Raw genomic sequence first — 20,775 nt, 5'->3', positions numbered from 1 at the left:
CACCTGTCAGTCTGCCGCGCCCGGTTCGAGGCGCGTCGTCTCCGGCGCCTCGGTCGAGTCAGCCGTCACAACGGCCCGTACTCCGTTGACCACTTCGGCGGGTTCGAACGGGTTACCGTCGTACTTCAGCAGGCTCGTCAGTTCGTCACCGTACGCGCCGAGTTCGCGCTGGATCAGTCCGCGGAACTGGCCCGAGGCGTTCATTTCGACGACGACCGCCTCGTCGACGGCCGCCAAGAATGACTCGACGTCCCGCTCGGGGAAGGGCATCAGCTCGCTCACGCCGAGCGCCCGGATCGTCGTCCCGCCGTCGTTGAGCCGGTCGACGGCCTCGAAGACGGTGTCCTGCTGGCTCCCCCAAACGAGCACACCGAGGTCTGCATCGTCCGGTCCGTGACGCGTCTGATGAGTGCCACTCTCGTTTAGCTCCTCGCGTACCGCCGTCAGCTTAGCCATCCGGCGGTCCACCTGCATACGCCGGTTCGCCGGGTCTTCCTCGATGTGTCCCGCCTCGTTGTGTTCGTTGCCGCTAGCCAGGAAGTGCCCGCCCTCCTGCCCGGGCAGGGTTCGCGGGACGACGCCGTCGTCGGCGTCGTGCTGGAACCGAAGATACTTGCCCGATTCGTCGTGGGCGGCGTCAGCGATTTCCGCCTCGGTGAGGACCGTCCCGAGGTCCGGATTGGGTTCACGCTCCGTAAACACCCGATCTGGTATGGTTCGGTACTCACCCGACAGCTTTTGGTCAATAACGACGATCGCGGGGAGCTGGTACTCGTAGGCGAGTTTGAATGCGCGTCTAGTCTGTCGATAGCATTCCGCCGGGTTGGCAGGCGCGAACACGATCCGATTCGAGTCGCCCTGGCTGGAGTAGAGGACGTGATCGAGATCGCCCTGTTCCGGCTTCGTGGGTAGGCCCGTCGACGGACCGGCCCGCATCGCTTCGACCAGAACGACCGGCGTCTCGGTCATCTCGGCCATTCCCAACAGTTCGGACATGAGTGCGAATCCGCCCCCCGACGATCCCGACATCGCCTTGACACCGGCGTGGGAGGCGCCGATCGCCAGTCCCGCCGCAGCGATCTCGTCTTCGACCTGTTCGGCGACGCCGTCGAAGTCCGGCAGATGCTGGGACATGATCGTCCACACGGCCGTCCACGGCGTCATCGGGTATCCGGAGATGAACCGACAGCCGGCGTCCAACGCACCGTAGGCAACGCCGTGTGACCCCGTGACGAGTATCTGGTCTTCGTCGTGGTCGCCGGCGGGCACGTCGATGTCGTGGTCGACATCGTGGATCTCGTTGACCCGCTCATGGGCGGCTTCGAGTATCGTCAGGTTCGCTTCGAGAGTATCCCCGCTCATCGCGTCGCTCATCAGCCCTTCGAACGGTTCGAGATCCAAGTCCAGCAGCGCCGCGGTCGCACCGATGCCCGCCGTGTTCCGCATCACCTCGCGGCCGTGCTCGTTTGCGAGGCTTCGCAGGTCCAGCGGGTAGACGTGCCAGTCGTGTTCCGCCGCAAGGTCCTCGAGCGGCCGCTCTAACTCGGCGTTGGCGTCGTCGATGTCGATCAGTCCCTCGTCGTAGACGACGATGCCACCGTCGCGAAGGTCGTCAAGGTTCTCCGTGAGCGGCTTCAATTCCTCGTTGCCGTAGTAGGCCTCCTGTTCGGGGCTGCGCGCGAACGAGTCACCCAGTGCCAGAAGGAAATTGTATCCGTCGCCCCGGGAGCGTGCGCCGTCCGCCTGCGCCCGGATCTCAACGTACGTGTGTCCGCCTCGGATCCGCGAGGGGTAGTGGCGGTGGGTGAACACGTCCAACCCGGACCGCATCAACACCTTCGCGAAGTTCTGACTCGTCGAGTCGATCCCGTCGCCCGACCCGCCTGCGATCCGCCAGATGAGTTCAGCGTTTGTCATGGGAATCGGGACGCCTCCGTACTGAACCACACACGTTAGACACTCATATTTCGCACCGCGAATATCTCCGAAACAACGCTCGGGCTCCTCGATCGGGGAACCTCGGAAGCGATTAATTTCCGCTCGCGTCCGAAGACGCGGGAGTCCCGCCACGGGAGTTCAGTCCGAGCGCGGCCCTGCGGTTTCAAGAACGCGTGCGTTCCACGCGTCGCTCGCCGGGGTTCGGCATCGGCGTGACTCTGATGACGGGAGAGCGGTCCGCGACTACGGTGATGTCGAACGAGCATATCCGAAGCGATTCGGATAAACGCTTACTTTCCACGGGCGCGTATCAGTACGCATGAATTCCGCCGAACCGGAGGCGGAGGCCCGTGAGGAGGCCGTGACCGAACGGGAAACGTCGAAAAAGCCCGGAGTTTCGTCAACTGAACGATCGAGCCCCGAAGGCGAGGTCGCCAGTCATGAACCTTCTCGTGACCAGCAAACGGAAGGGGGCGACAGACACGTCCAGTTGAAGGTTTTCAGATACGACCCCGAAGTAGAGGCGAAAGCGGAGCCGCGGTTTGACGACTTCCACATCCCGTACAGTCGCGGGATGACGGTTCTGGACGCGCTCATCTATGCGCGGGACCACTACGACTCGTCGCTAACCTTCCGTCACTCCTGTCGGCAGGCAATCTGCGGCTCGGACGCGCTGTTCATCAACGGACAACAGCGGCTCGGATGTCAGACCCAGATTGGCGACCTTGATGACCCTGTCCGAGTGGAGCCGGTCCCCCATCAGGAGGTCATCAAGGACCTCGTGACGGACATGGAGGACTTCTACGATCAAATGCACGCCGTCGAGCCGTACTTCCAGCCCGACGAACTGCCTGACGGCAATCTCGAAGAGCAACGACAGTCGCGGGAGAACCGCGAGAAGATCAAGAAGTCGACCCGCTGTATTTGGTGTGGCGCTTGCATGTCTTCCTGTAACATCGTCCAAGGCGACCAGTACTACCTCGGGCCCGCACCGATTGTGAAGGGCTATCGCTTCTACATGGATGAGCGCGAGGGCAAAGAAGCGCGAGACCAACGGCTTGAAATCCTGAGCCAGGAACACGGCGTTTGGCGGTGTCAAACGCAGTTCTCCTGTACGGAAGTCTGTCCGAAGGACATTCCCATCACCGAGTACATTCAGGAGATGAAACGCGAAGGGGTCAAGCGCGACATGCGGTTCTGGGAGGACTGACGGAGACGCTTTCCGAGGACGCCGTCAGGTGACTCGATGACCGATCTCACCTCCCACCCGGGGACGCTCACGACGCGCTTCGCCGGGTGACGCGAGCAATACGAACATCGTCTGCCGATCCACTCTACGACGACCTTCGAGATTGGTAATTTAGGCGACATGTGGAGGCCCTTTTAAATATTGAGCACGTAGATCCGAGCACCGATGTCGAGTACCCCTCACGATCACGACCACGATCACGACGCCGAACCGGTGACTGACAACATTCACGACAACTCCTGGTCCGCGAATCTCGAAAAGCCCGAGCATGCCGACGATCGGGACCTGGTTGTCCGACAGGGGATAGAGGCTATCAGGCATACCGCCGAAGGCAATCACGTCAACCTCGTCACCCACAAGAACCACGGCCACCCCTCGGAATTTCTCTTTGACGAACTCGCAGCCGAATTCGACGATAACGTTGATTGGGAATATATCGAACAGTGCGGCTGTGGCGGGCACGTCGTCCGAATTCACGTTTGAAGTTACGCAATCTCCGTGCTTGGCGACCGATCGGTCCACCCGTACGCGAAAAACCACAGGGATTCTTCGACGGATGAGCGTCCAGAGACAAAACTGGACCGGAAGATGTTCGCAGTCACCATTACCTCGTTCCCGACCACACCTCCGGACGTAATGTCAAAACACGCGTTCTTGTTGCTGTCGTCACCGGAGAATCCTGGAAAGATCGCAAATCCACTCGAATACGCGGCTCAGCTCGACAACGCGGGCCACGACGTTATCGTGTGGTTTGATGGCGGGTCGACGTTCTGGTTCGAGGACCTAGAGAGTCGTCCGGCACCCGCACTTGACGCCTACAAGACGGCCAGAGAACGCGGCCTGATCGCCGGCGTCTGTAACCACTGTGCGACCCACAAGGGAGTCGTCGAGGACATCGAGGCCGAAGGATTCGAGATAACCGGCGAGGACCACCAGCCCGACGTGGACGCGCTCGTCGAAGACGGCTACGAACTCCACATCGTGTGAAAATACGTGAGCGGGTCATCATCCTGCTACGCGAGGCAGCGAGTCTCGTGTCGTCCGGATTCGGGGCAAATCTCGAGACACGACGTCTCTATCCGTTCTCGGAGGCGATACACTCCGTCTTCGGGGAGTGTGAACCCGATATCGAACGCCGTCTCCTCGTCGAGGTTCGTGTCCAAGACCGAATCGAAGAAACTAGTGACGATACAGAGTCGCCACGCGATGCACGAGGCGAACTCCTCTCCACGGTCAGCGAGTCGAACCCCCTGATACTTCTCGTAGTCGACCAGTCCCCGCTCGTCCAGTTTGGCCACCATCTCCGTCACGCTCGCGGGAGTGACGTCCAGATGCTCGTTCAATTCGCCGGTCGCGATGCGCTCTTCGGTGTCGTTCGAGAGCGTCGAGATGACGAAGAGATAGCGTGCCGTCGTCCGCTCAACGTCCGGCATCTCGGGCGAGGGGTTTGGGGCCGATCCCGTTCGATAGTCCGAGGACATACACAATCATCAATCATACTCACTAGAAAGCGTGCCGCCGAATTTCTTCGTACGAACTTTCCCGTATATTCCTCGAATATCTTCCCACGGAGCATTTTCCGTGCGGGCGAAAACAGGGAAGACAAACATGGGAACTCGCGGGAATCACGACGAGAAAACGCCTCCATTCGGGCTGGACGTGTCTCTGAAAGACCTCCAGCCTAGGATTGTATTCGCATTGTTGTTGGTCGGGTCTGCTGCTGGGATCTGGCTGTCTCGCTGGGGCTCCCCGTTTGTTACACGCGGGTTCTGGTGGCTCCTCGTCGTGTCGCTCGGCACGCTCTGTGGCGGGCTCTACTGGCGACTCGTCCTGTTCGACGCGAGCGATTTCGAACACGACGAAACGACCCGTGCGGTCAGCGAGCGGTGGCGGCACGTCGAAGCGTTCGCCGTTTTGGCGCTCTTGATCGGTGGCGTCGGGAGCGTTGCGACCGGTGCGGCGGGTCGACCGCTCGACCCCGGAGAGGTCGCCGTCGGCTTCGGAGTGGCCCTCTCGCCGTTCCTGTGGGTCGTTCTCGGTCGATACTCCGGAGACGAGTGGAGCCAGACGTCGGCATACGTTCGCTGGCTCTTCTTCGCAACCGTCCTCGGGTCGCTCGTCGGCTTCGTCTGGACGGAGACGGGCGGACATCCCTTCGAACAGGCGGTCCGCTTCGGTCACGTCGGGTCGTTCGCACTCTGGATCGGCGGTGCGAGCTGGCACAACTTCGTCGTCCTCCCCACGCTACGGGCTCACCCGGATGCGGCCGACGAGATCAAAGCGGGGGCGCGCCGGTTCCGCCGGCACCTGCCGGTCGTTATCGCCGTGTTCCTCGCGACCGGGGTCTACCAGGCCGTTCGTCTCCTCGGGTACTCGGCCTCGGTGCCTGTCGGCACGGCTGCCGGTCGGCTCGTCGCGGTCAAGTTCGCCGTTCTGGCCCTGTTGACGGGACTGGTCGCGATCAACCTCAGGCGGGCGCGAAAGAGAGGCGGTCCGAGCGAGTGACGACCGCTCCGAGCGGACCGGCCTACGTCGATTCGGCCGCGTCGAGAAGTCCCTCGTAGTCGGGCTCGTTGGTCGGTCATCGGCGACCCAGCGGTACGCGATGGTCCCGTCCTCGTCGACTGCGAACACCGGGGGGTTGGCGATGCTGTGTAGACCCTGTTCCGGGATGTCGATCCCGAGGCCGTACTGCCGTATCGCGTCGCCGGTCATGTCGCTCACGAGATCGAACCACTCGTGAACGCTCGTTACCCGCGTAGCCGCGAGCTTCGGAACTGTATCGCAGGGGTTGATTTCTGACATCATATTAATATATACTAAAAATAAAAAACAGTCACCCTATAATATTTTGTATCAAACTGAATTTCATTCTCAATAGATAAAATTATGTTCGTGGGGCTTAGAGTGGCAACTGGAGGTTGTCGCTTCGCCCAAAACTCATGCCCCGCTGTAAAAACTGCGGCGAACACGTCTCGGAGCGATTCAAGCGCGTGTTTGGGATCGAGGACGGTCGGGTGTACGCCTGTCCGAACTGTTCCCCGAATGCCGGTATCGAAGAGGTCAGCCGCGACCGATCCGAGTCTGAATAGGCTCGCCCGAACGTTCCGCTTCGACCGGCATTGTTACCAAACTCCCGAACGGTCTGGCGAGCTTGCATCGCTCAGGCCGTCCCCACATTTTCGAAATCGGTCAGGAGCGTAAGCAGCTCGTCGACAGAACGGTCGTCGATTCGCTTGATAGATTCGATGATATCGACCCGACGTGATCGATCGACGTCGTCGGGAACCACCGCGTGGAACTTCGTCTCTAGGTCCTCCCAGTCCATTGGGTTATTCGGATGCCCGCGGAAGTCGTCCTTCTCGACGGTGTCGGTTGACCCGCCTTCGGTTGTAACTGCTATCCTGGCTGGCATCTCGCCGGCCTCAAACCGGTCGGTCAGTTCCTCGTCCTCTTCGACGGTCACCGTCCGGAGCAGCGTCTGTACGTCGTCCGACCGGATCCGGTCAGGCTCGTACTGTTCGGTCTGCAGCCGTCGGTCGACGAGCGCCGCGGCGAGCATATAGGGCAGTGAGTGATCGGCCTGAGCCTTCGTCTCGACCTCGTGCCGATCGCCCTCGCCACCACCGATAATGAGTTTCGCCCCACCGAACGTATCGAGATGGATCGACTCGACGGCTTCGTGATCGATGTCGTGGAAGTCGGCGAGTTCGATGATTCCCTCGACGGCGGATTGGGCGTACGTTTCCGCCACGTACCGCTTGCACATGACGTCGTGGAGCCGTGAACACTCCGGGTCGAGATCGACGGTGAACTCCCCGGCGACGACGTCCTTCCAGCCTTTCTGTCCCTCGAACAGGTTCGTCGGACCCTCGATCCCATTGGCGGCCAGTCGTGCGGCGTAGGCACCGTTCCGAGCGGCGTTCCCCGAGGCGAGTCCCTTCCACTCGTTGATCCCACCGGTCCGGGTCACCCGCAGGGCGTTGTGGGCGGTCCCAGCGATCCCGAGGGCGTTGCGCGTCTCCTTGTGGTCAAGACCGAGGAGTTTCGCCGCTGCCGCGGCCTGGGTGATGACCGTATGCGTGACGTGGTCCCACCCCCGGTCGCGGACCGGAGCGTTCCAGGCCAGTTCCCCCTGCAACTCGTAGGCGGCCGCGACGGCGGCCAGCAACTCCTCGCCGGTCGCGTCGGCGTGTTCGGCGGCTGCCAGCGCCACGCCGACGTTGTCACTCGGGTGAGGGGTCTCCCCGGGTGCCAGAAATGAATCCATGAAGTCGAGATAGCGGACCAACGCGGTGTTGTGGAACGCTGCCCCGGAGAGCGACGTCCTCGCCGAACGCGCCCAGAGCGAACACTCGTCGCCGCCTTCGGCGCGGACCGTCTCGAGGACCGCATCCGTTGCAGGTTCGCCCACGGCACCGAGGGCAATACCGACCGAGTCCAGTAGCCGTTTCTTAGTGGCGTCGATCACGTCGTCCGGAAGTTCGTCGTACTGTACCTCATTCAAGAACGTCGCGAGCTCCCCAGTCGTCGTCATACGTGTACACACATTCCGGCCCCGGGAGACGATTTCCCGGAAGATGTTCCCGTCGGTATTTATGGAGAAGATCCCTCCGGCGTGTATCCCCACTCCTCGACGAGTTCCACGATCCGATCCTCGTCCATCCGGGATCGGTGGAATCGGACTTCGAGTTCCTTCTCGCTGCCGTCGACGGTAACGTCTTCGACGCCGCCTTTCTTGAGCAGGACCCGCTCAATGGTGTTCGCACAGTTTTCGCAGGCGAAAACGGAATCGGTAACGCGAATCTGAGTCGTTGAAACCATGATTGTAAGCACATATTTCGTGCACTTTGATAATATCTACCACGAATATCTTCTCTCCTCCTTTTAAGTAGGAGAGAAGGTCTGAGTCCTCTCGTCTGATAAGTCAGAACCGAAAGCATCCAGCGATGCGCCGTCGTTTCCCACTCAGCCGAGACTTCCCTCCATTTCAAGTTCGATGAGCCGGTTGAGCTCCACCGCGTACTCGATGGGAAGTTCTTCGGTGAGGGGTTCGATGAACCCGGCGACGATCATCTGCTTGGCGTCGTCGGCATCGAGACCGCGGTTTTGCAGGTAGAACATGTCTTCGTCATCGATCTTACCGACGGTCGCCTCGTGGGCGACGTCAACGCTTCTCTCCCTGATCTCCATGAAGGGCATCGTGTCGGACGACGATTCATTATCGAACATTAACGCGTCGCACTCGACGCTCGTCGAGGACCCCTCCGCGCCACCGGTAATATGAACGAGACCACGGTAATTCGTGCGGCCGCCGTCCTTGCTGATCGACTTGGATTCGATGGTCGAGTGCGTGTTCGGTGCCGTGTGATACACCTTCGCGCCGGTGTCGATGTTCTGCCCCTCGCCGGCGAACGCGATAGTGACGTGGTTGTCCGTCGCGCCAGGGCCCTTGAGAATCGACGCGGGATACAGCATCGTGGCCTTCGAACCCATCGACCCTGACACCCATTCCATAGTGCCGTCGGCCTCAACGATAGCGCGCTTGGTGTTGAGGTTGTAGGTATTTCGGGACCAATTCTGGACCGTCGAGTACTGGACGTGCGCATCCTCGCGGACGAACACCTCGACACAGCCGCTATGGAGATTGTGACTGCCGTAATGAGGCGCCGAGCAGCCTTCGATGAGGTGCACCTCAGAGTTCGGTTCGGCGATGATGATCTTATGCTCGAACTGACCCATACCCTCCGAGTTCATCCGGAAGTACGCCTGGAGGGGCATCTCAACGGTGACGCCTTCGGGGACGTAGACAAACGACCCGCCCGACCAGACCGCGCCGTGTAGCGCGGCGAACTTGTTGTCCGTCGGTGGGACACACTCCGTCATGAAGTGCTCTTTGACGAGTTCGGGGTACTCCTGTACCGCCTCGTCGGTGTCACAGAAGACGACGCCCTTCTCTTCGAGCTGTTCCTGCATGTTCTGGTAGACGACCTCAGACTCGTACTGGGCGCCGGCGCCCGAGAGCGCCTTCCTCTCGGCATCGGGGATTCCTAGCCTGTCGAAGGTGTCCTGAATGTCCTCGGGGAGGTCCTCCCAAGAGTCGACGCTGTCTTCCGTCTCGACATCCGGCCGGAGATAAGGAACGATTTCGTCGATATCGATCGCCGAGAGGTCCGGCTGTCCCGGCCAGTCGGTCGGCATCGGCATCTCTTGGTACAGTTCCAGCGAGCGCAGCCGCCGTTCCAGCATCCACTTCGGTTCGTCCTTCTCTTCAGAGATGAGTCGGACCGTTTCCTCGGTGAGCCCGCTCCCCGATTTGACGGCCGCCCGCTCCTCGTTTTTGAATCCGAATCGGTTCTCGAAGCCTGTTCCTTCAAGATCACTCGTATCTGAACTCATTATCGTGATTTGTTGATTCGGTGGCGTCGTTCGATCCGGGGGTCAGGCGTTCGGCCTCGCGGCCGACCCATCGTTCGCCGGAGCGCCGTATCTCTCTCGCCGTGACGTATCACCGTGGCACCGCGATTCGACCACTGTTCGTCCGTGCACTCAGTCATCCAGTGACAACGCCGCTCATGCGGCGTCTCGAATCGTACATGGTGATCGACCGATCCCGCCACTTCCGGGTTTGGCTTGCAACCCCCAGTCGATTTCTCCGAATCGATTCGTCCCGGGATTCACGTTACGGAACGCCGTATCACCGGGGCGAAATATGTGCTCTATCAAAATCTATCGAAAAAGAACCGTTTCGGGGTCACCACTAAGTACAGCTGCCGCTGATTATCATTAATGATCGGGATCATGAAATCCATGGCGACGACAATGAAACACGCCTTAGACGGAAAGACGTTCACGGTGGAATACCCGGAGGACGCCCCCGAAGTGAGCCCACGGTTCCGCGGGGTCCACAAGTTCAGCCAGGAGCGGTGCATCTGGTGTCGACAGTGCGAGAACGTGTGTCCCAACGACACGATCCAGATCGTGCAGGACGACCAGCGCAACGGAGAACAGTACAACCTCCACATCGGACAGTGCATCTACTGTCGGCTCTGTGAGGAGGTCTGCCCGACCGACGCGATCATCCTCACGCAGCAGTTCGAGTTCACGGCCGACACCAAGGACGAATTCGCCTACAACAAAGAGCAACTGAAGAACGTCCCCTGGTACAGGGACCTGCCCGACCCCCTCGAATCACGAGAACCGGACAGAGGCGCGTGGATCGGGGAAGGCGACGGTGAAATCGACTACCAGTGACCGCCTGTCTCCCCTCTCGCTGACCGGCCGAGTTCGACGGGCGGGGTAGGCCGAGTACCTCGGGGCTTGACCCCGAGGCGGTTCACGGAACGATCTGATCGTCGTCGTCGTAAACGGTGATCGCATCGACCGGACAGACACGAGCGGCCATCTTCGCCTCGAACTCTTCGCCCTCGGGTACCTCGCGGGCGTACAGATCGTCTCCCGCTTCGTCGCTCCCGACGAGCGTCGCCTTGCCGGCGTCGGTGTCCTCGACGAACTTCTCCCATTCAGCGACACAGTTGAACATCCCGATACACGTGTCGCGGTCGAACTCGACGCGCATACGAGTTAGATCACACGATTCTGGAGGTAGTCGAGGTGTTTGGCGTTGTATACGATCTTGAGATGGTCGGCCGCCGGCGAGCCGATACAGGTCAGCCGGACGTTCTTTTCCTGGACCTCCTCATCGGAGAGGATCTGTTGCATATCCATCTCGATCTCCCCCTCGACGAGGATCGCGGCACAATTCGCACACGCGCCGGCGCGACACGAGAAGGGCCAATCGTATCCCTCTGCCTCGGCAGCTTCGAGGATATATTCGCCCTGGTTGACGTCCAACGTGCCGTAGTCCTCATCGGGTAGGTCCATTTCCTGTGCCCGCTCGAAGTTCTCCTCGTCGTGAACATCCCAGCTCTGATCGTCGACCACGTCGTAATTGAGATATTCGACGGTAGGCATAGTCAGAATTGACGGTTGACTATTATAAATAAATTGGGCAGAATATGTTCGCCCGTCCGTATATCTCAGCGACGGATTTCAGTGTCGTCCCACTCGTACCGGTCGTCACCGAGAAATACAATTTACAGCTTTCTTATGAATCCCGTCAAAAATTTCAATCCCTCGATCAATAATGAATGACTGGAGGGGGTGACTGTGGGCATCTCTTCGGAACTCGTAGTTCAGGTCACCCCTCCACATCCAGTACTCCGGAGTCGGACCAAGCTACCGAGTGTCAGTTTCGACCACCCAGTGAGACGGAACTCGCAGTTTCTCCTTTTAGTTCGGTTTCTCGTATTCGTTCATAAACTCCATAGCCAGTTCTTTCGCGGATTCGATGTCTTCGACCAGGCCCAATTCGCCGTATTTTGGGCCATCCGCTCGAACGAGATACCCCCATCCGCCGAAACTATTTGGTTCCTGAACGTCGTTGATGAACACCTTCCGTCCGGTGTCAGCGTGCTCGTAGGCGACGGTCGTGTACTCGCGGTCCATAATCGAGTCGTAATTCGTGTGCTCGGTGACGCAGTCCCATCCCGCGGGTAGTGTTGCCAATTCCTCCATGTTCCTACCTTGTCGACGAAGCCCGATGAGTTCGATTACGAATATATTAGCTTCACGTAGGCATACACGCGGATAGCCGTGGTATGTTCCGGATCGGATAGTACTGCGATACGGAGGCTCTTTCTGCTTCCCAGAGAGGGTTCCGCTCGTACTATCGATTCACGCTAACGCCCACCCAGTCACCGACAATATAAACCCGGATCTCTGTTTCGGCGGTCCCGTCCTCGTCGACGAGTAGCCCGGCAGCACGTAACGCGTCCTCGCACCGCCGACGGAGTTCGTAATCGTCTGCTGACATCGCCGTACCGTTCATCACGAGCGAGACCGTGGTTCCCTCCGGGAGGTGTGAAACCGCCTCCCTACAGCCGTCTGCGACACTCTCAGGGTCTTTACCTCGTCTCACGACGTCAGTCTGTACGACGTCATCGACCTCGAAATAGCGACGGAACGCGTCCGAAGGGAGCTCGTGGCTGGTCGTGAGCAGCAAAACGCCGTTGCGGTCGTCCGGGTCTCGGACCACATCGGTGAGTAGGTCGCCGTAGTACTTCTCGAACGTGGACACGACGTATCCTTCGGTCCCGTCTCTAGTTTCGACCAGGTACTTCGCGCCGTCGGGTTGGGATTCGGTGGACATCTGAATGGGGGAGGACGGCCGATGGTTCGAAAGCCATCAGGAGGGATCAAGTCCGTATGACACGTACGCCTCGGTAGGGGCCGTCCTCCGTAATCAGTCGTACTCACTGAAGGATCAACCTTCTTGTCGGGAATATATTCGGCCCAACGACTGATACAGTGACGGACGGAGAGATAGATATGGAGAACGTCGTGTCGTATCTTTCGGAGACGGACGCGCCGGAGACCCGCCCGTGTGAAACCATCGACGCTCGTGAACTCCCGCCCCCACAGCCGCTCCGGAACACGCTGGAACAGCTCGCCGACATCGACGATTCGGTCGTGTTAGTCCAGTTGAACGACCGCCGCCCACAACACCTGTATCCGAAGCTAGACGACCGGAAGTACAATTACGAGACGCTCGAAGACGGAGATACAGTTGTCACCGTCATCTGGAAGGAGTAAGCACGTGTGGACTGAGAATCAGCGTCGATGATCCAAAAACAGGTGAAAACCGTTTTCGGAGATCAACCCTGGCTGAACGACGTGGTCCGTCCCCACGAGGTCGACTTGCCCCAGAGACCCGACCGCAGACATTCGAGCTCGACGATCTGCGAGTTGTCGACGAACAGATTCACGTTCGGGCCAAAATTCTTGACGTACCACTCGAATTCCTCAGGACTCGGCGCCTCGAACACCAAGTTCTCGATACCGATCTCGGTCGCTATTTCGTAGACGACGTCCGTCCGCCAGTCGCTAACGTTTTCCGTGATACCCTCGGCTTCGACCATCAGCTTGTAAGCTCCCGCATCGAGGTGCCGTCGTCCTTCCTCAATGGCGAGACGAGGGTCCTGCTGGACTTCCGAAAGCAATTCCTCCTCGCTGGAGGCCCCGCCTGCACCGAACTGGACGTTGATTTCGGGTTTGGGCTTGAGTCCGTTCTCGGCGACAAGTTCCGTCAGCGCGACGAGATCGTCGGTATCGACCGCGAGAAATCCGGAGGAGATCTCCACGATGTCGAATCCGAGCTCGTCCGCCTCGATGACGTATTCCTCGACGAGGTCGTTATTCCTGACGAGGACGTTCTCGACGAACCCACCCGTCGATACCTCGACATCATACTCGTGACAGACGTCGATCAGTTCCCGGACCGCGTCCTCGGGCATGAGTGCGAACGATCCACCCGAGAATTTGTAGATGTCCACGTACTCTCCCATGGTCTCCAGGATGTCCCGCAGTTCGCGGGGCCCCATCGGATCGTAGTACGGACCTCGGATCTCCGTGATCCCCGTTTCACGTGGCTTGTCCGGACGGTCGTTGACGTGAAAGAAGTCGAACGCACGGTCGTGCCGTGACATAGCATCTGATCGTTAGCGACGAGCGGACATACGGATACGGCCGAATATGATATGTCCCGGATTTAAGACAGACCGCTCTGCGTCGCTTGTTTCGAATTATCGAACCGTCCAGGCGGTCGGCGGAAAGAGGCGACAGCGATCCGACGGCCGGAAACGGCGGACGCAACCGCGCTGTCCCGTTCGTTCAGGATTCGACCGACGCGGCCGCCAGCCGCTCGTCGACCCGATCGAACAGCACGTTGTTCTCCTTGTGTACGTGCATGTGAGTATCGCGTTCGAGCCGTTCGAGGCGCTCAAGCATGCTTCGGTAACTCGGGCAGGCGTCCTCGGGGACGGCGTAACCATCGGTCAACTCCGCGATCCGTTCGAGGCGGTCGGCCGTCGCAGTGTGATCTTCCTCAAACGTCCGGATCGCCTCACGTAGGCGCTCGACTTCCTCGACCGAGAGTCGCTCGCCGCGGTCGAGTTTCCCCACGACGGGGAACAACTCCTCCTCTTCCTCGTCGATGTGTTCGCGCATCTCCGCCACGAGCTCTCGGTACTCCGTCTCGACGTCGCGGAGCTCGGGGTGATCCTCGCCGTGAACGTCTGCGACCGTTTTGACTATGTCCTCGAGTTTCGGAAGTTCCTCACGGAGGTAGTCGTGATGTGCATCGACGACGTGATCGGCGAGGTCTTCGAGGTTGTCCCACTCGTAGTCGGCGGCGTCGCCGTCGCTTTGGTCGCGATCCTCGGCTAACCGGTCGCAGACATCGTCCACGGCAAGGCCACCCTCTTCGCAGGCAGTCGCCAGCGTCTGGTCGCCGCCACAGCAGTAGTCCAGTCCCAGCGACTCGAAGACGCGAGCGCAGGTCGGCGATTCCTCGACGAGCGATGCGAGCGTACGGTTCGGGTCTATCTCAGTCATGGTTCGCGTTGGATTTGTTGTCGATCAGTTCTCGGTAACGGTCACGTAGTACGGGCCGTCCCACCCCTGACATAGTTGGGAGCTGTCGGATGGTCCGCCAGCAGGTTGGCCTCGCGGGACTCGTCTGGATATGGGTTCCCCGCATCGCCGGCGGTATTCGCTCGCGTGACACAGTAAGCGGCCGCATCCCGCTCGAATGCGGGAATCGGCCGTCGTCGATTCCGGTCGCGGGCCGCTCCCGGCCAGTCGATCCGTTCCGGGGGCGACACGTGACGGCAACTCTCCCCGCGTCGGAGTCAGTACCATCCGCTTCGTTTGCGTCGGCCATCGTCAGAACGACGCGTCCGACACGCCGCCGGGTGATCCGCGGCCGGTGGTTGATTCGCCGTCTACCGCGTTCGTCTTGCCGATCAACACCCTGAATTCCCCGGGCTCCTTCTGCTGATACTCCCAGCGGAACTCCGGCCCCGTTTCGGCCTCGAACTGGTGGTATAGCGGCTTGGGATCGTGGTCGTTAATCAGTATGAATCCTGTCCCATCCGCCAGATCATCGTACGCGGCGAAGATCTGTTCGTGTCGCTGGGCAGGTGGGAGGTCACGCACGTCCAGTTCTTCGATGACCTCGACCGTTTCGTCATCGGTCCCCTCTTCACTCAATTTCTCGGAATCATTGGCGTTGCCGTCTCCCTCCTTCGTTATTTGGACGCGACAGCGCCCGGGTTCGTTCTCGACGACCTCCCAGGAGAAGGCGTTCCCGTATCGTTCCCGAAACTCCCCGCAGAGCGGTCTTGGCTCGTGAGGGACGATCAGTTCCATCGTTCCACCATCGGGGATCATCCCGTATCGATGGTGGATCGTCGGGTGACGCTCCTCCTTGGGAATGTCGCGGACGTCGTATCGGGTAACGATGTCCTCGTCGTCGGCGTCGGACTCAGCCGTTTTTCGGACCTCGACCCACCAGCCGTCGTCGCCGCGGCTCCGGTACTCCCAGTCGACTACTCCGCCGTGCATCGACCTGAGTTCGTGATACAGGGGCTTGGGGTCGTGGTCGTTGACCAATACGAACCCTTCGTCTGCTCCCAATTCGTTGAAGATGGCGAGCAGTGCCTCGTGGCGCCGCTGGGGCTTCAGATCGCGAACGTCGATCGTTCCCAGCTCACCGTCCAGCGGATCGCCCTTGGTCACCGTGAGTTCCCGTGGCTCCTCGTCTGGATCCGCGTAGGTCCACGTTATTTTCCGGTTGTGTTCGATCTGATAGCGGACCAAGTGGGGATCGAGATCGTGATCAGCCACCATTTCGACGTCATCCCCTACATCAGTCTCCGACAGCGTATTGAACAGTATCCGGCGGTACCTGTCTTCTGGCTGCTCTCGCAGATCAAGTTTCGTTTCCATCTCTTAATTCCGTTTTCGCGCTTGGGCTATTGCTTCTGTGCCGAATCCCTTCGGGGTCACGTTCTTGTTCGTTCCATCCAGTCAATCTGCTCGGCAAATTCGAAAGTCAGTTAGCCATTTCCTCCTATTATCGGAGGATAAATGTAGAAACATCATCTAAATGATAATTTTATGACAAAAAATATAAACGACAGGTGTGCTATCAAGTCATATGGCTATAACCGAATATAAATGTCACACTTGTGGGAATATATTCGAATTCGAGACAAAAAATCGGTGGGGGATGTACGAGTTCAGGAAATGTCCGGGATGTGGTAGTTCGCGGACAACGCTGGCTCATGATAGTACAGAGTAGAGATGACGGTGAGACCGCCGACCACTTCGGACACGAAATTCTGGCGATAGAGATCGCGGACAACCACGTACATCTGTTCGTCAAGTGCGACGCGAAACGCGGTCCTGCGGACATTGTTCGGCAGTTCAAGCGTACTCCGTCAAGCACTTGTTGGAGGAAACTTGCCTTCGAAGATTGTTTAAATGAATTCGGAATTTTGCGGACCGTTCGTAATGTGAATCTCGAACGGCTGTGTGCTGATGTCATCCTGTTCGACAAGATGCCAGTAAGTCTCGGCCATTTCGTCAGGATCCTGTACGTGCCGTCGACGAGTGGTGAAGGGACAATCGTCTTCGCAACGAACCTCCGAGTCGGACCCGACGAGGCCGAGGCGTTCTGTCGACGCTACAGCCGTCGGTGGCAGATCGAGAGCGAGTACAAATCGATCAAGGGCGATTTTCTCGCCAAGACTTCCTCGAAAGACTACCGCGTTCGCTTGTTCTACTTCGTGATCGCGGTCCTCTTGTACAATATCTGGCGGCTCACCGACTTCCTACTGAAAGCGGACATCGACGGCGAGATGGACTACTCACCTGTGACTACTGCGGTGAGTGTGTTGAGCTCGTTGCCTCGCGTTGATTCCACACGACTAACCGACTGATCCCCCCCTGAGTCCGCTGTTTGGGAGTGACAACCATAATCAGGAGCGACAGAATCTACGCAATTTTACACGCTCGTCTAGTAGATGCGACCGGTAGGGATCCAAATCAGGATTGATCGGTGAGAAGAATCACGAATTGATGCTAATTCGACCTGAAACTGGCCTATCCTCCGAAACTGTGGGGCAACTCACAGCCTCGGAGGATGGAATTGATGCGTGCCTTCTGTTCGATTCATCTGTTCTGAATCGAAATCGAGACTGATCTCTCGCGTCGGCTCTACGCTGGTTCCGCTTCCGGAATATCCCAGACGTCGAGTTCCCTGTCCGGCAGAAGTACGCCTTGAGGTGGATTTCAGTTTCGTCCGTTCGGCCGCTCGACCCCCTCTGCGGCCTCGATTTCGTCTGTTTTCTCGACTTCGGCGAACAGTTCTCGGTATGCGTCGGGCTCAAAGAGGTTGTTTCGATCGAACAGCTCGCGAGCGGCGTCGGTCAACTGAAAGAACCGGTACGGCTGACCCCGTTCGAGCCCCTCACGATCCCGTTCGATGGCCTCGATCAGTCCCACTTCTTCCAGCCGGATGAGGTGGTCGGTGAGCGTCGACGCTGCGATACTCGGATTGTAGTATTCGAGTTCCTTCTTCGAGGGTGCGCCTTTCGGGTGACCGACGATCGTCCCGATGATATTCGCACGGGTCGTGTCGTCGAGGACACTCAACGCTGCGATCGGATCGAGTCCGGCCGAACTCTCGGCTGGCGTGAGCGGGGTGGCGTCGGGCCGGGACATTGTGTCTCTGTGTTTCTCCCCCGATCGGATAACCATTTCGGTGAAACTCGAAGTGATGGCCAAAGTGCTTGCGTATTCCACTTCCAGTCGTATTTCCGTACCGTTAGGTGGCGGTGGTGAATCCTGTCCAGTATGAACAACGACGACGCTACCCGTGTAGTCATCGATAAATTGGGTGACCAGCCGGGCGAGACGCTCACACCCAAACGGGTTGAGGCGATCCAGACCGCGATGCACGAGGACCTCGGACAATTCATTAACAACACGTCCTACTTTGTTCTCGGTTCCTACGATGAGGAGGAGCGGCCACGATTGGAGGCTGTTCGCGACCAACTCGCGAGTGATGCCGCAGCCTCGAACTCCGATGACGGGGTCGACGCGTTCCTGATGGACGATATTCTGGACGTCTCGGAGTTCTTCACGTCGAAATTCAAGCTGCTGGTCAGCTACGCGGATCATATCGTGGGGGTGTACGAACACTCCCAGGGCGGGCACGCGTGGGAAGCGGGCTACATCGACCAGCCGACCTATCGGGAGCGAACGCGAGCGTTTTATCGAACCTACGAGACTGAGGAGGAACAGTACGCGGCCTACGACGGGATGTTCGCACACTATCTCCTCTCGATGGAGCGGGTGGACCGTGCGTACACGTGGACGACGCCCGAGGACCTTCGTGACTATATTGAGGATGCCTACGCGCCCGACTGACGGCGTGAGGAACGACTATTTGCGTCGGATGCTGAATCTTTTCGTGATGGTCGAGATCCCTGACACACTTCGCTCGGTATTTACTGCGACTATTGAGTCCGACGATGAGAGCTATACATTCGAGATTCCTGCGAGTGAGGTGCGTCACGATGCCATTCAGCCCGGTGAGACGTATCGAATCGCCGTTCTCGAAGCCGAGGCTACAACAGCCCGATCCGAATCCCAGCTTTCAGATTCGGCGTCAGGATCTTCCTCAGCTGTCGGTGAACACGGTTCTCCTGAGCCACCCGTTGAGGAGGGTAAAATTCGAGACGTGTCGGTTGAGGCGGTTGGCGACCAGGGGGATGGCATCGCGAAGGTGGACCGCGGGTACGTCGTGATTGTTCCGGAGGCTCAGCCCGGTGAGGTACCGACTGTCGAGATCGAACAGGTGCAACAGAACGTTGCGTTTGCCAGTATCGTTGAGCCGGACCCTCGAACGCTGTGATTCTGTTGTTTCTCGTTTAGAATGGATTGGCTAGGTCGGTGTCAATGAGCCGAGTCGCGTGGTCACGGGTTGCCTGTTCGACGGCTGCTTGGTCTGTGAGCAAGAAACAATTGTAGTTACTGACGCTGCGCTGGATCACGGACTGTTTAAAGATGTTGTCGGGATGGGTCGTGTATTTTTGCACCACGACGATGAATTCTTCGATCGTATCGATGATGACTAGCCCGTATCCTTGATCACTGAGGAACGATCGGAGCTGGGTAAATTCGTCCGGAGGGACTTCGAAGCGATAATGCTGGTTGTTGTAGTAGTGCTTGAGGCGATCGAACACCTCCTCGTTGTCAAAATAATCCTTGAACAGATACCTCTCATCGACCTCAAAGACGTTGACCCGTTCCTCGCCGCCTCGGCAGAATGCCGCCATTCCGTATGGTAATAGATACCATGAATAATTGAGTGTTCTCCCCTCATCAAGCAGTATCCCTCAAACCAATTCATCACACTTCCAGCGGATCGATTTGGTATTTCTCATCGACGAGAACGATTTATTTGCTGGTGAAGCCTGCGAATGGGAGCTGGAGTCACCGGAGTTAGCAGTCTTCGCTTAGGCAGGGTAGAGCAGTATTTTCACCCGGATTCTTATTTCATTTGAAAACACAGTTCTTGATATGAGTGTATCGGATGTCGTAGACTCTCTTTGTCAGGAGTGGCGTAAGGAAGCTGGTGAACTGGAGGATAGACCTGAGGAAATTAAAGAACAGCAAGACAGCTTCTACAAAGGGAGTTGGGATGCTGCCCGTGAACGCGCAGAACCAGATATAAAACGGAAAGCCATAGAGGACTGTATTGAGGATCTCGAAGAGAGTAGCTCGATAGATGAGTTCTTAGAATCGTTAGCGGATTGGCGGAAGGAGGCAAACGAACTGGATAAGAGAATCTTGGACTCGAACGAATGGTTTAGAAAATCCACACGACGACGGCAGTTAGAGGCTTGTATAGACGAATTCGAGGAGGCGTTCCCCGACGATAATTTTGATGAGTGCTACCGATGCGGATCTCTACAAGTGCCGGTTAGTGATAAAAGACGTAGTGAGGGGTACCGGTGGGAGTGTGAAGAGTGCGGATATTAGCGTACTATGTGCGAACCTTGATGATCTGTATCCGGCGATTCTGGGCATATTCCTGTGTGACAGGGGAGAATCCAGACGCATTATCTAGAACGAAGCGGTCTACGGGTGCAAGCCGCTCAAAATACTGTTGGACTCTGGTGTGAACGGAATCGACTGCCTCTCATCTATGATGATTCCGCTATCTAACGTTCGCATCGCAAGGCCAGCTTCACCTGTCGTCACCGATTCTCTGTAGGCTCATATTCCACTTTGTTCCGTAGGAGGTTCTATATGAGACTCGCATTGGAATCGTTCCTCAACCTAGTTACCACTCGGAATTACGCTGCCCTGTTGACTCCAAGCTCCAGAAGAGGGAATTTATCCTCCACGTACTAATTCTCGAGCGTCTAGATCGCCATTGAGGTACTGTTCCCCTTCTCGGGTTATGTCGTAGACACCGTTACCGAGGTGGACAAGAAGCCCGTAGGCTACTAGCGTTTTGCAGCGAGCGTTGATGTGTTGGCGAGAAAAGCGAACGCGACCGCAATCTGCCATTCCCTAACGCACCGATGAGCGGTGTCATCTCCAAGTGCGTGTGGGCGTTCACCAACCCCGGCATCACCAGTTTCCCGTTCCCGTCGATAACGGTGGACGCT

General features: G+C 58.3%; 24 protein-coding genes and 4 pseudogenes. 12 read left to right on the top strand and 16 right to left on the bottom strand.

Annotation, left to right across the window (positions count from 1 at the left end):
- Positions 1-6: 6 nt before the first annotated feature.
- Positions 7-1,917 (bottom strand): 2-oxoacid:acceptor oxidoreductase subunit alpha, encoded by a 1,911-nt coding sequence (locus tag ESO89_RS13695; RefSeq protein ID WP_128906032.1) that lies wholly within the window; start codon positions 1,915-1,917, stop codon positions 7-9.
- A 340-nt stretch (positions 1,918-2,257) separates the two neighbouring features.
- On the opposite strand from ESO89_RS13695, the gene ESO89_RS13690 reads away from it, so the two are divergent.
- From ESO89_RS13690 to ESO89_RS13680, 3 genes are all read left to right on the top strand, one after another.
- Positions 2,258-3,148 (top strand): succinate dehydrogenase/fumarate reductase iron-sulfur subunit, encoded by an 891-nt coding sequence (locus ESO89_RS13690; RefSeq protein ID WP_128906031.1) that lies wholly within the window; start codon positions 2,258-2,260, stop codon positions 3,146-3,148.
- A gap of 204 nt (positions 3,149-3,352) precedes the next feature.
- On the top strand, positions 3,353-3,670 hold the full coding sequence (locus tag ESO89_RS13685) for a CGCGG family putative rSAM-modified RiPP protein (protein ID WP_128906030.1): 318 nt from the start codon (positions 3,353-3,355) through the stop codon (positions 3,668-3,670).
- 153 nt (positions 3,671-3,823) lie between these two features.
- Positions 3,824-4,174, top strand: coding sequence for a DsrE family protein (locus ESO89_RS13680; protein WP_128906029.1), 351 nt, complete (start codon positions 3,824-3,826; stop codon positions 4,172-4,174).
- A 26-nt stretch (positions 4,175-4,200) separates the two neighbouring features.
- Here the strand turns inward: ESO89_RS13680 and ESO89_RS13675 are convergent, their stop codons facing one another.
- Positions 4,201-4,668, bottom strand: a complete 468-nt coding sequence (locus tag ESO89_RS13675) for a metal-dependent transcriptional regulator (protein ID WP_128906028.1) — start codon at positions 4,666-4,668, stop codon at positions 4,201-4,203.
- A 304-nt stretch (positions 4,669-4,972) separates the two neighbouring features.
- Here ESO89_RS13675 and ESO89_RS13670 point away from each other — a divergent pair, with 304 nt between their 5' ends.
- Positions 4,973-5,692, top strand: a complete 720-nt coding sequence (locus ESO89_RS13670) for a hypothetical protein (protein WP_128906027.1) — start codon at positions 4,973-4,975, stop codon at positions 5,690-5,692.
- A 22-nt stretch (positions 5,693-5,714) separates the two neighbouring features.
- On the opposite strand, the pseudogene ESO89_RS19400 reads toward ESO89_RS13670, so the two are convergent.
- A pseudogene (locus ESO89_RS19400) lies at positions 5,715-5,920 on the bottom strand (peroxiredoxin); the annotation flags it as partial.
- Positions 5,921-6,129: 209 nt separating this feature from the next.
- Here ESO89_RS19400 and ESO89_RS19510 point away from each other — a divergent pair.
- Complete coding sequence (locus ESO89_RS19510; RefSeq protein ID WP_449404946.1) at positions 6,130-6,279, top strand: DUF7563 family protein; 150 nt, start codon at positions 6,130-6,132, stop codon at positions 6,277-6,279.
- Positions 6,280-6,350: 71 nt separating this feature from the next.
- On the opposite strand, the gene ESO89_RS13660 is transcribed toward ESO89_RS19510, so the two are convergent.
- From ESO89_RS13660 to sufB, 3 genes are all read right to left on the bottom strand, one after another.
- A complete protein-coding gene (locus ESO89_RS13660; protein ID WP_128906061.1) occupies positions 6,351-7,724 on the bottom strand; it encodes an MmgE/PrpD family protein in 1,374 nt (457 codons plus the stop codon).
- 59 nt (positions 7,725-7,783) lie between these two features.
- A complete protein-coding gene (locus ESO89_RS13655) occupies positions 7,784-8,011 on the bottom strand; it encodes a heavy-metal-associated domain-containing protein (RefSeq protein ID WP_128906026.1) in 228 nt (75 codons plus the stop codon).
- A gap of 144 nt (positions 8,012-8,155) precedes the next feature.
- Positions 8,156-9,586, bottom strand: a complete 1,431-nt coding sequence (sufB, locus tag ESO89_RS13650) for a Fe-S cluster assembly protein SufB (RefSeq protein WP_128906025.1) — start codon at positions 9,584-9,586, stop codon at positions 8,156-8,158.
- A gap of 390 nt (positions 9,587-9,976) precedes the next feature.
- Between sufB and ESO89_RS13645 the strand changes: the two genes are divergently transcribed.
- The gene (locus ESO89_RS13645; protein WP_128906024.1) at positions 9,977-10,441 is read left to right on the top strand and encodes a NuoI/complex I 23 kDa subunit family protein; all 465 of its coding nucleotides are present in this window, start codon (positions 9,977-9,979) and stop codon (positions 10,439-10,441) included.
- A gap of 82 nt (positions 10,442-10,523) precedes the next feature.
- On the opposite strand, the gene ESO89_RS13640 is transcribed toward ESO89_RS13645, so the two are convergent.
- The 4 genes from ESO89_RS13640 to ESO89_RS13625 form a co-directional block, all read right to left on the bottom strand.
- The gene (locus ESO89_RS13640) at positions 10,524-10,766 is read right to left on the bottom strand and encodes a ferredoxin (RefSeq protein WP_128906023.1); all 243 of its coding nucleotides are present in this window, start codon (positions 10,764-10,766) and stop codon (positions 10,524-10,526) included.
- Between the two features lie 5 nt (positions 10,767-10,771).
- Positions 10,772-11,161: a ferredoxin Fer gene (gene fer / locus ESO89_RS13635; protein WP_128906022.1), complete on the bottom strand. Its 390-nt coding sequence runs from the start codon at positions 11,159-11,161 to the stop codon at positions 10,772-10,774.
- Between the two features lie 318 nt (positions 11,162-11,479).
- Positions 11,480-11,764, bottom strand: coding sequence for a hypothetical protein (locus ESO89_RS13630; RefSeq protein ID WP_128906021.1), 285 nt, complete (start codon positions 11,762-11,764; stop codon positions 11,480-11,482).
- A 151-nt stretch (positions 11,765-11,915) separates the two neighbouring features.
- Positions 11,916-12,398, bottom strand: coding sequence for a hypothetical protein (locus tag ESO89_RS13625; RefSeq protein WP_128906020.1), 483 nt, complete (start codon positions 12,396-12,398; stop codon positions 11,916-11,918).
- A gap of 179 nt (positions 12,399-12,577) precedes the next feature.
- On the opposite strand from ESO89_RS13625, the gene ESO89_RS13620 reads away from it, so the two are divergent.
- On the top strand, positions 12,578-12,841 hold the full coding sequence (locus ESO89_RS13620; protein ID WP_128906019.1) for a DUF2249 domain-containing protein: 264 nt from the start codon (positions 12,578-12,580) through the stop codon (positions 12,839-12,841).
- A gap of 62 nt (positions 12,842-12,903) precedes the next feature.
- Here ESO89_RS13620 and ESO89_RS13615 read toward each other — a convergent pair whose 3' ends face one another.
- From ESO89_RS13615 to ESO89_RS13600, 3 genes are all read right to left on the bottom strand, one after another.
- Positions 12,904-13,734 carry a phosphosulfolactate synthase gene (locus ESO89_RS13615; protein WP_128906018.1) on the bottom strand — a complete coding sequence of 277 codons (831 nt, stop codon included), beginning with the start codon at positions 13,732-13,734 and terminating at the stop codon, positions 12,904-12,906.
- 184 nt (positions 13,735-13,918) lie between these two features.
- Positions 13,919-14,641 carry an iron-sulfur cluster repair di-iron protein gene (gene ric / locus ESO89_RS13610; protein WP_128906017.1) on the bottom strand — a complete coding sequence of 241 codons (723 nt, stop codon included), beginning with the start codon at positions 14,639-14,641 and terminating at the stop codon, positions 13,919-13,921.
- 330 nt (positions 14,642-14,971) lie between these two features.
- Positions 14,972-16,036, bottom strand: coding sequence for a DUF2249 domain-containing protein (locus ESO89_RS13600; RefSeq protein ID WP_128906016.1), 1,065 nt, complete (start codon positions 16,034-16,036; stop codon positions 14,972-14,974).
- Between the two features lie 365 nt (positions 16,037-16,401).
- Between ESO89_RS13600 and ESO89_RS13595 the strand changes: the two are divergent.
- A pseudogene (locus tag ESO89_RS13595) lies at positions 16,402-16,547 on the top strand (transposase); the annotation flags it as partial.
- Between the two features lie 121 nt (positions 16,548-16,668).
- Positions 16,669-17,023, top strand: a pseudogene (locus tag ESO89_RS13585) (transposase); the annotation flags it as partial.
- 360 nt (positions 17,024-17,383) lie between these two features.
- On the opposite strand, the gene ESO89_RS13580 reads toward ESO89_RS13585, so the two are convergent.
- Positions 17,384-17,815 carry a helix-turn-helix domain-containing protein gene (locus ESO89_RS13580; protein WP_128906015.1) on the bottom strand — a complete coding sequence of 144 codons (432 nt, stop codon included), beginning with the start codon at positions 17,813-17,815 and terminating at the stop codon, positions 17,384-17,386.
- Between the two features lie 132 nt (positions 17,816-17,947).
- Between ESO89_RS13580 and ESO89_RS13575 the strand changes: the two genes are divergently transcribed.
- Both ESO89_RS13575 and ESO89_RS13570 read left to right on the top strand, forming a co-directional pair.
- Complete coding sequence (locus ESO89_RS13575) at positions 17,948-18,523, top strand: hypothetical protein (RefSeq protein ID WP_128906014.1); 576 nt, start codon at positions 17,948-17,950, stop codon at positions 18,521-18,523.
- 46 nt (positions 18,524-18,569) lie between these two features.
- A complete protein-coding gene (locus tag ESO89_RS13570) occupies positions 18,570-19,010 on the top strand; it encodes a TRAM domain-containing protein (protein WP_128906013.1) in 441 nt (146 codons plus the stop codon).
- A 16-nt stretch (positions 19,011-19,026) separates the two neighbouring features.
- On the opposite strand, the gene ESO89_RS13565 is transcribed toward ESO89_RS13570, so the two are convergent.
- Complete coding sequence (locus tag ESO89_RS13565; protein WP_128906012.1) at positions 19,027-19,434, bottom strand: hypothetical protein; 408 nt, start codon at positions 19,432-19,434, stop codon at positions 19,027-19,029.
- A gap of 244 nt (positions 19,435-19,678) precedes the next feature.
- Here ESO89_RS13565 and ESO89_RS13560 point away from each other — a divergent pair, with 244 nt between their 5' ends.
- The gene (locus ESO89_RS13560; RefSeq protein WP_128906011.1) at positions 19,679-20,140 is read left to right on the top strand and encodes a hypothetical protein; all 462 of its coding nucleotides are present in this window, start codon (positions 19,679-19,681) and stop codon (positions 20,138-20,140) included.
- Between the two features lie 357 nt (positions 20,141-20,497).
- On the opposite strand, the pseudogene ESO89_RS19290 reads toward ESO89_RS13560, so the two are convergent.
- Positions 20,498-20,674: pseudogene (locus tag ESO89_RS19290) on the bottom strand (MarR family transcriptional regulator); the annotation flags it as partial.
- Positions 20,675-20,775 lie beyond the last annotated feature (101 nt).

The sequence above is a fragment of the Halorubrum amylolyticum genome (assembly GCF_004114995.1).
Classification (GTDB): domain Archaea; phylum Halobacteriota; class Halobacteria; order Halobacteriales; family Haloferacaceae; genus Halorubrum; species Halorubrum amylolyticum.
The sequence above is the reverse complement of the archived record's forward strand: the minus strand, read 5'-3'. Positions and strand labels throughout refer to the sequence as shown.

What these genes read in the sequence shown, in the direction of transcription:
- ESO89_RS13625 (WP_128906020.1), bottom strand. Translation starts at nt 12,398, where the DNA reads ATGTCCACCGAATCCCAACCCGACGGCGCGAAGTACCTGGTCGAAACT.
- ESO89_RS13570 (WP_128906013.1), top strand. Translation starts at nt 18,570, where the DNA reads ATGGTCGAGATCCCTGACACACTTCGCTCGGTATTTACTGCGACTATT.
- ESO89_RS13565 (WP_128906012.1), bottom strand. Translation starts at nt 19,434, where the DNA reads ATGGCGGCATTCTGCCGAGGCGGCGAGGAACGGGTCAACGTCTTTGAG.
- ESO89_RS13675 (WP_128906028.1), bottom strand. Translation starts at nt 4,668, where the DNA reads ATGTCCTCGGACTATCGAACGGGATCGGCCCCAAACCCCTCGCCCGAG.
- ESO89_RS13680 (WP_128906029.1), top strand. Translation starts at nt 3,824, where the DNA reads ATGTCAAAACACGCGTTCTTGTTGCTGTCGTCACCGGAGAATCCTGGA.
- ESO89_RS13630 (WP_128906021.1), bottom strand. Translation starts at nt 11,764, where the DNA reads ATGGAGGAATTGGCAACACTACCCGCGGGATGGGACTGCGTCACCGAG.
- ESO89_RS13690 (WP_128906031.1), top strand. Translation starts at nt 2,258, where the DNA reads ATGAATTCCGCCGAACCGGAGGCGGAGGCCCGTGAGGAGGCCGTGACC.
- ESO89_RS13655 (WP_128906026.1), bottom strand. Translation starts at nt 8,011, where the DNA reads ATGGTTTCAACGACTCAGATTCGCGTTACCGATTCCGTTTTCGCCTGC.
- ESO89_RS19510 (WP_449404946.1), top strand. Translation starts at nt 6,130, where the DNA reads ATGCCCCGCTGTAAAAACTGCGGCGAACACGTCTCGGAGCGATTCAAG.
- ESO89_RS13575 (WP_128906014.1), top strand. Translation starts at nt 17,948, where the DNA reads ATGAACAACGACGACGCTACCCGTGTAGTCATCGATAAATTGGGTGAC.
- ESO89_RS13640 (WP_128906023.1), bottom strand. Translation starts at nt 10,766, where the DNA reads ATGCGCGTCGAGTTCGACCGCGACACGTGTATCGGGATGTTCAACTGT.
- ESO89_RS13615 (WP_128906018.1), bottom strand. Translation starts at nt 13,734, where the DNA reads ATGTCACGGCACGACCGTGCGTTCGACTTCTTTCACGTCAACGACCGT.
- ric (WP_128906017.1), bottom strand. Translation starts at nt 14,641, where the DNA reads ATGACTGAGATAGACCCGAACCGTACGCTCGCATCGCTCGTCGAGGAA.
- ESO89_RS13660 (WP_128906061.1), bottom strand. Translation starts at nt 7,724, where the DNA reads ATGACGACGACTGGGGAGCTCGCGACGTTCTTGAATGAGGTACAGTAC.
- ESO89_RS13580 (WP_128906015.1), bottom strand. Translation starts at nt 17,815, where the DNA reads ATGTCCCGGCCCGACGCCACCCCGCTCACGCCAGCCGAGAGTTCGGCC.
- ESO89_RS13645 (WP_128906024.1), top strand. Translation starts at nt 9,977, where the DNA reads ATGATCGGGATCATGAAATCCATGGCGACGACAATGAAACACGCCTTA.
- ESO89_RS13695 (WP_128906032.1), bottom strand. Translation starts at nt 1,917, where the DNA reads ATGACAAACGCTGAACTCATCTGGCGGATCGCAGGCGGGTCGGGCGAC.
- fer (WP_128906022.1), bottom strand. Translation starts at nt 11,161, where the DNA reads ATGCCTACCGTCGAATATCTCAATTACGACGTGGTCGACGATCAGAGC.
- ESO89_RS13600 (WP_128906016.1), bottom strand. Translation starts at nt 16,036, where the DNA reads ATGGAAACGAAACTTGATCTGCGAGAGCAGCCAGAAGACAGGTACCGC.
- ESO89_RS13560 (WP_128906011.1), top strand. Translation starts at nt 19,679, where the DNA reads ATGAGTGTATCGGATGTCGTAGACTCTCTTTGTCAGGAGTGGCGTAAG.
- sufB (WP_128906025.1), bottom strand. Translation starts at nt 9,586, where the DNA reads ATGAGTTCAGATACGAGTGATCTTGAAGGAACAGGCTTCGAGAACCGA.
- ESO89_RS13685 (WP_128906030.1), top strand. Translation starts at nt 3,353, where the DNA reads ATGTCGAGTACCCCTCACGATCACGACCACGATCACGACGCCGAACCG.
- ESO89_RS13620 (WP_128906019.1), top strand. Translation starts at nt 12,578, where the DNA reads ATGGAGAACGTCGTGTCGTATCTTTCGGAGACGGACGCGCCGGAGACC.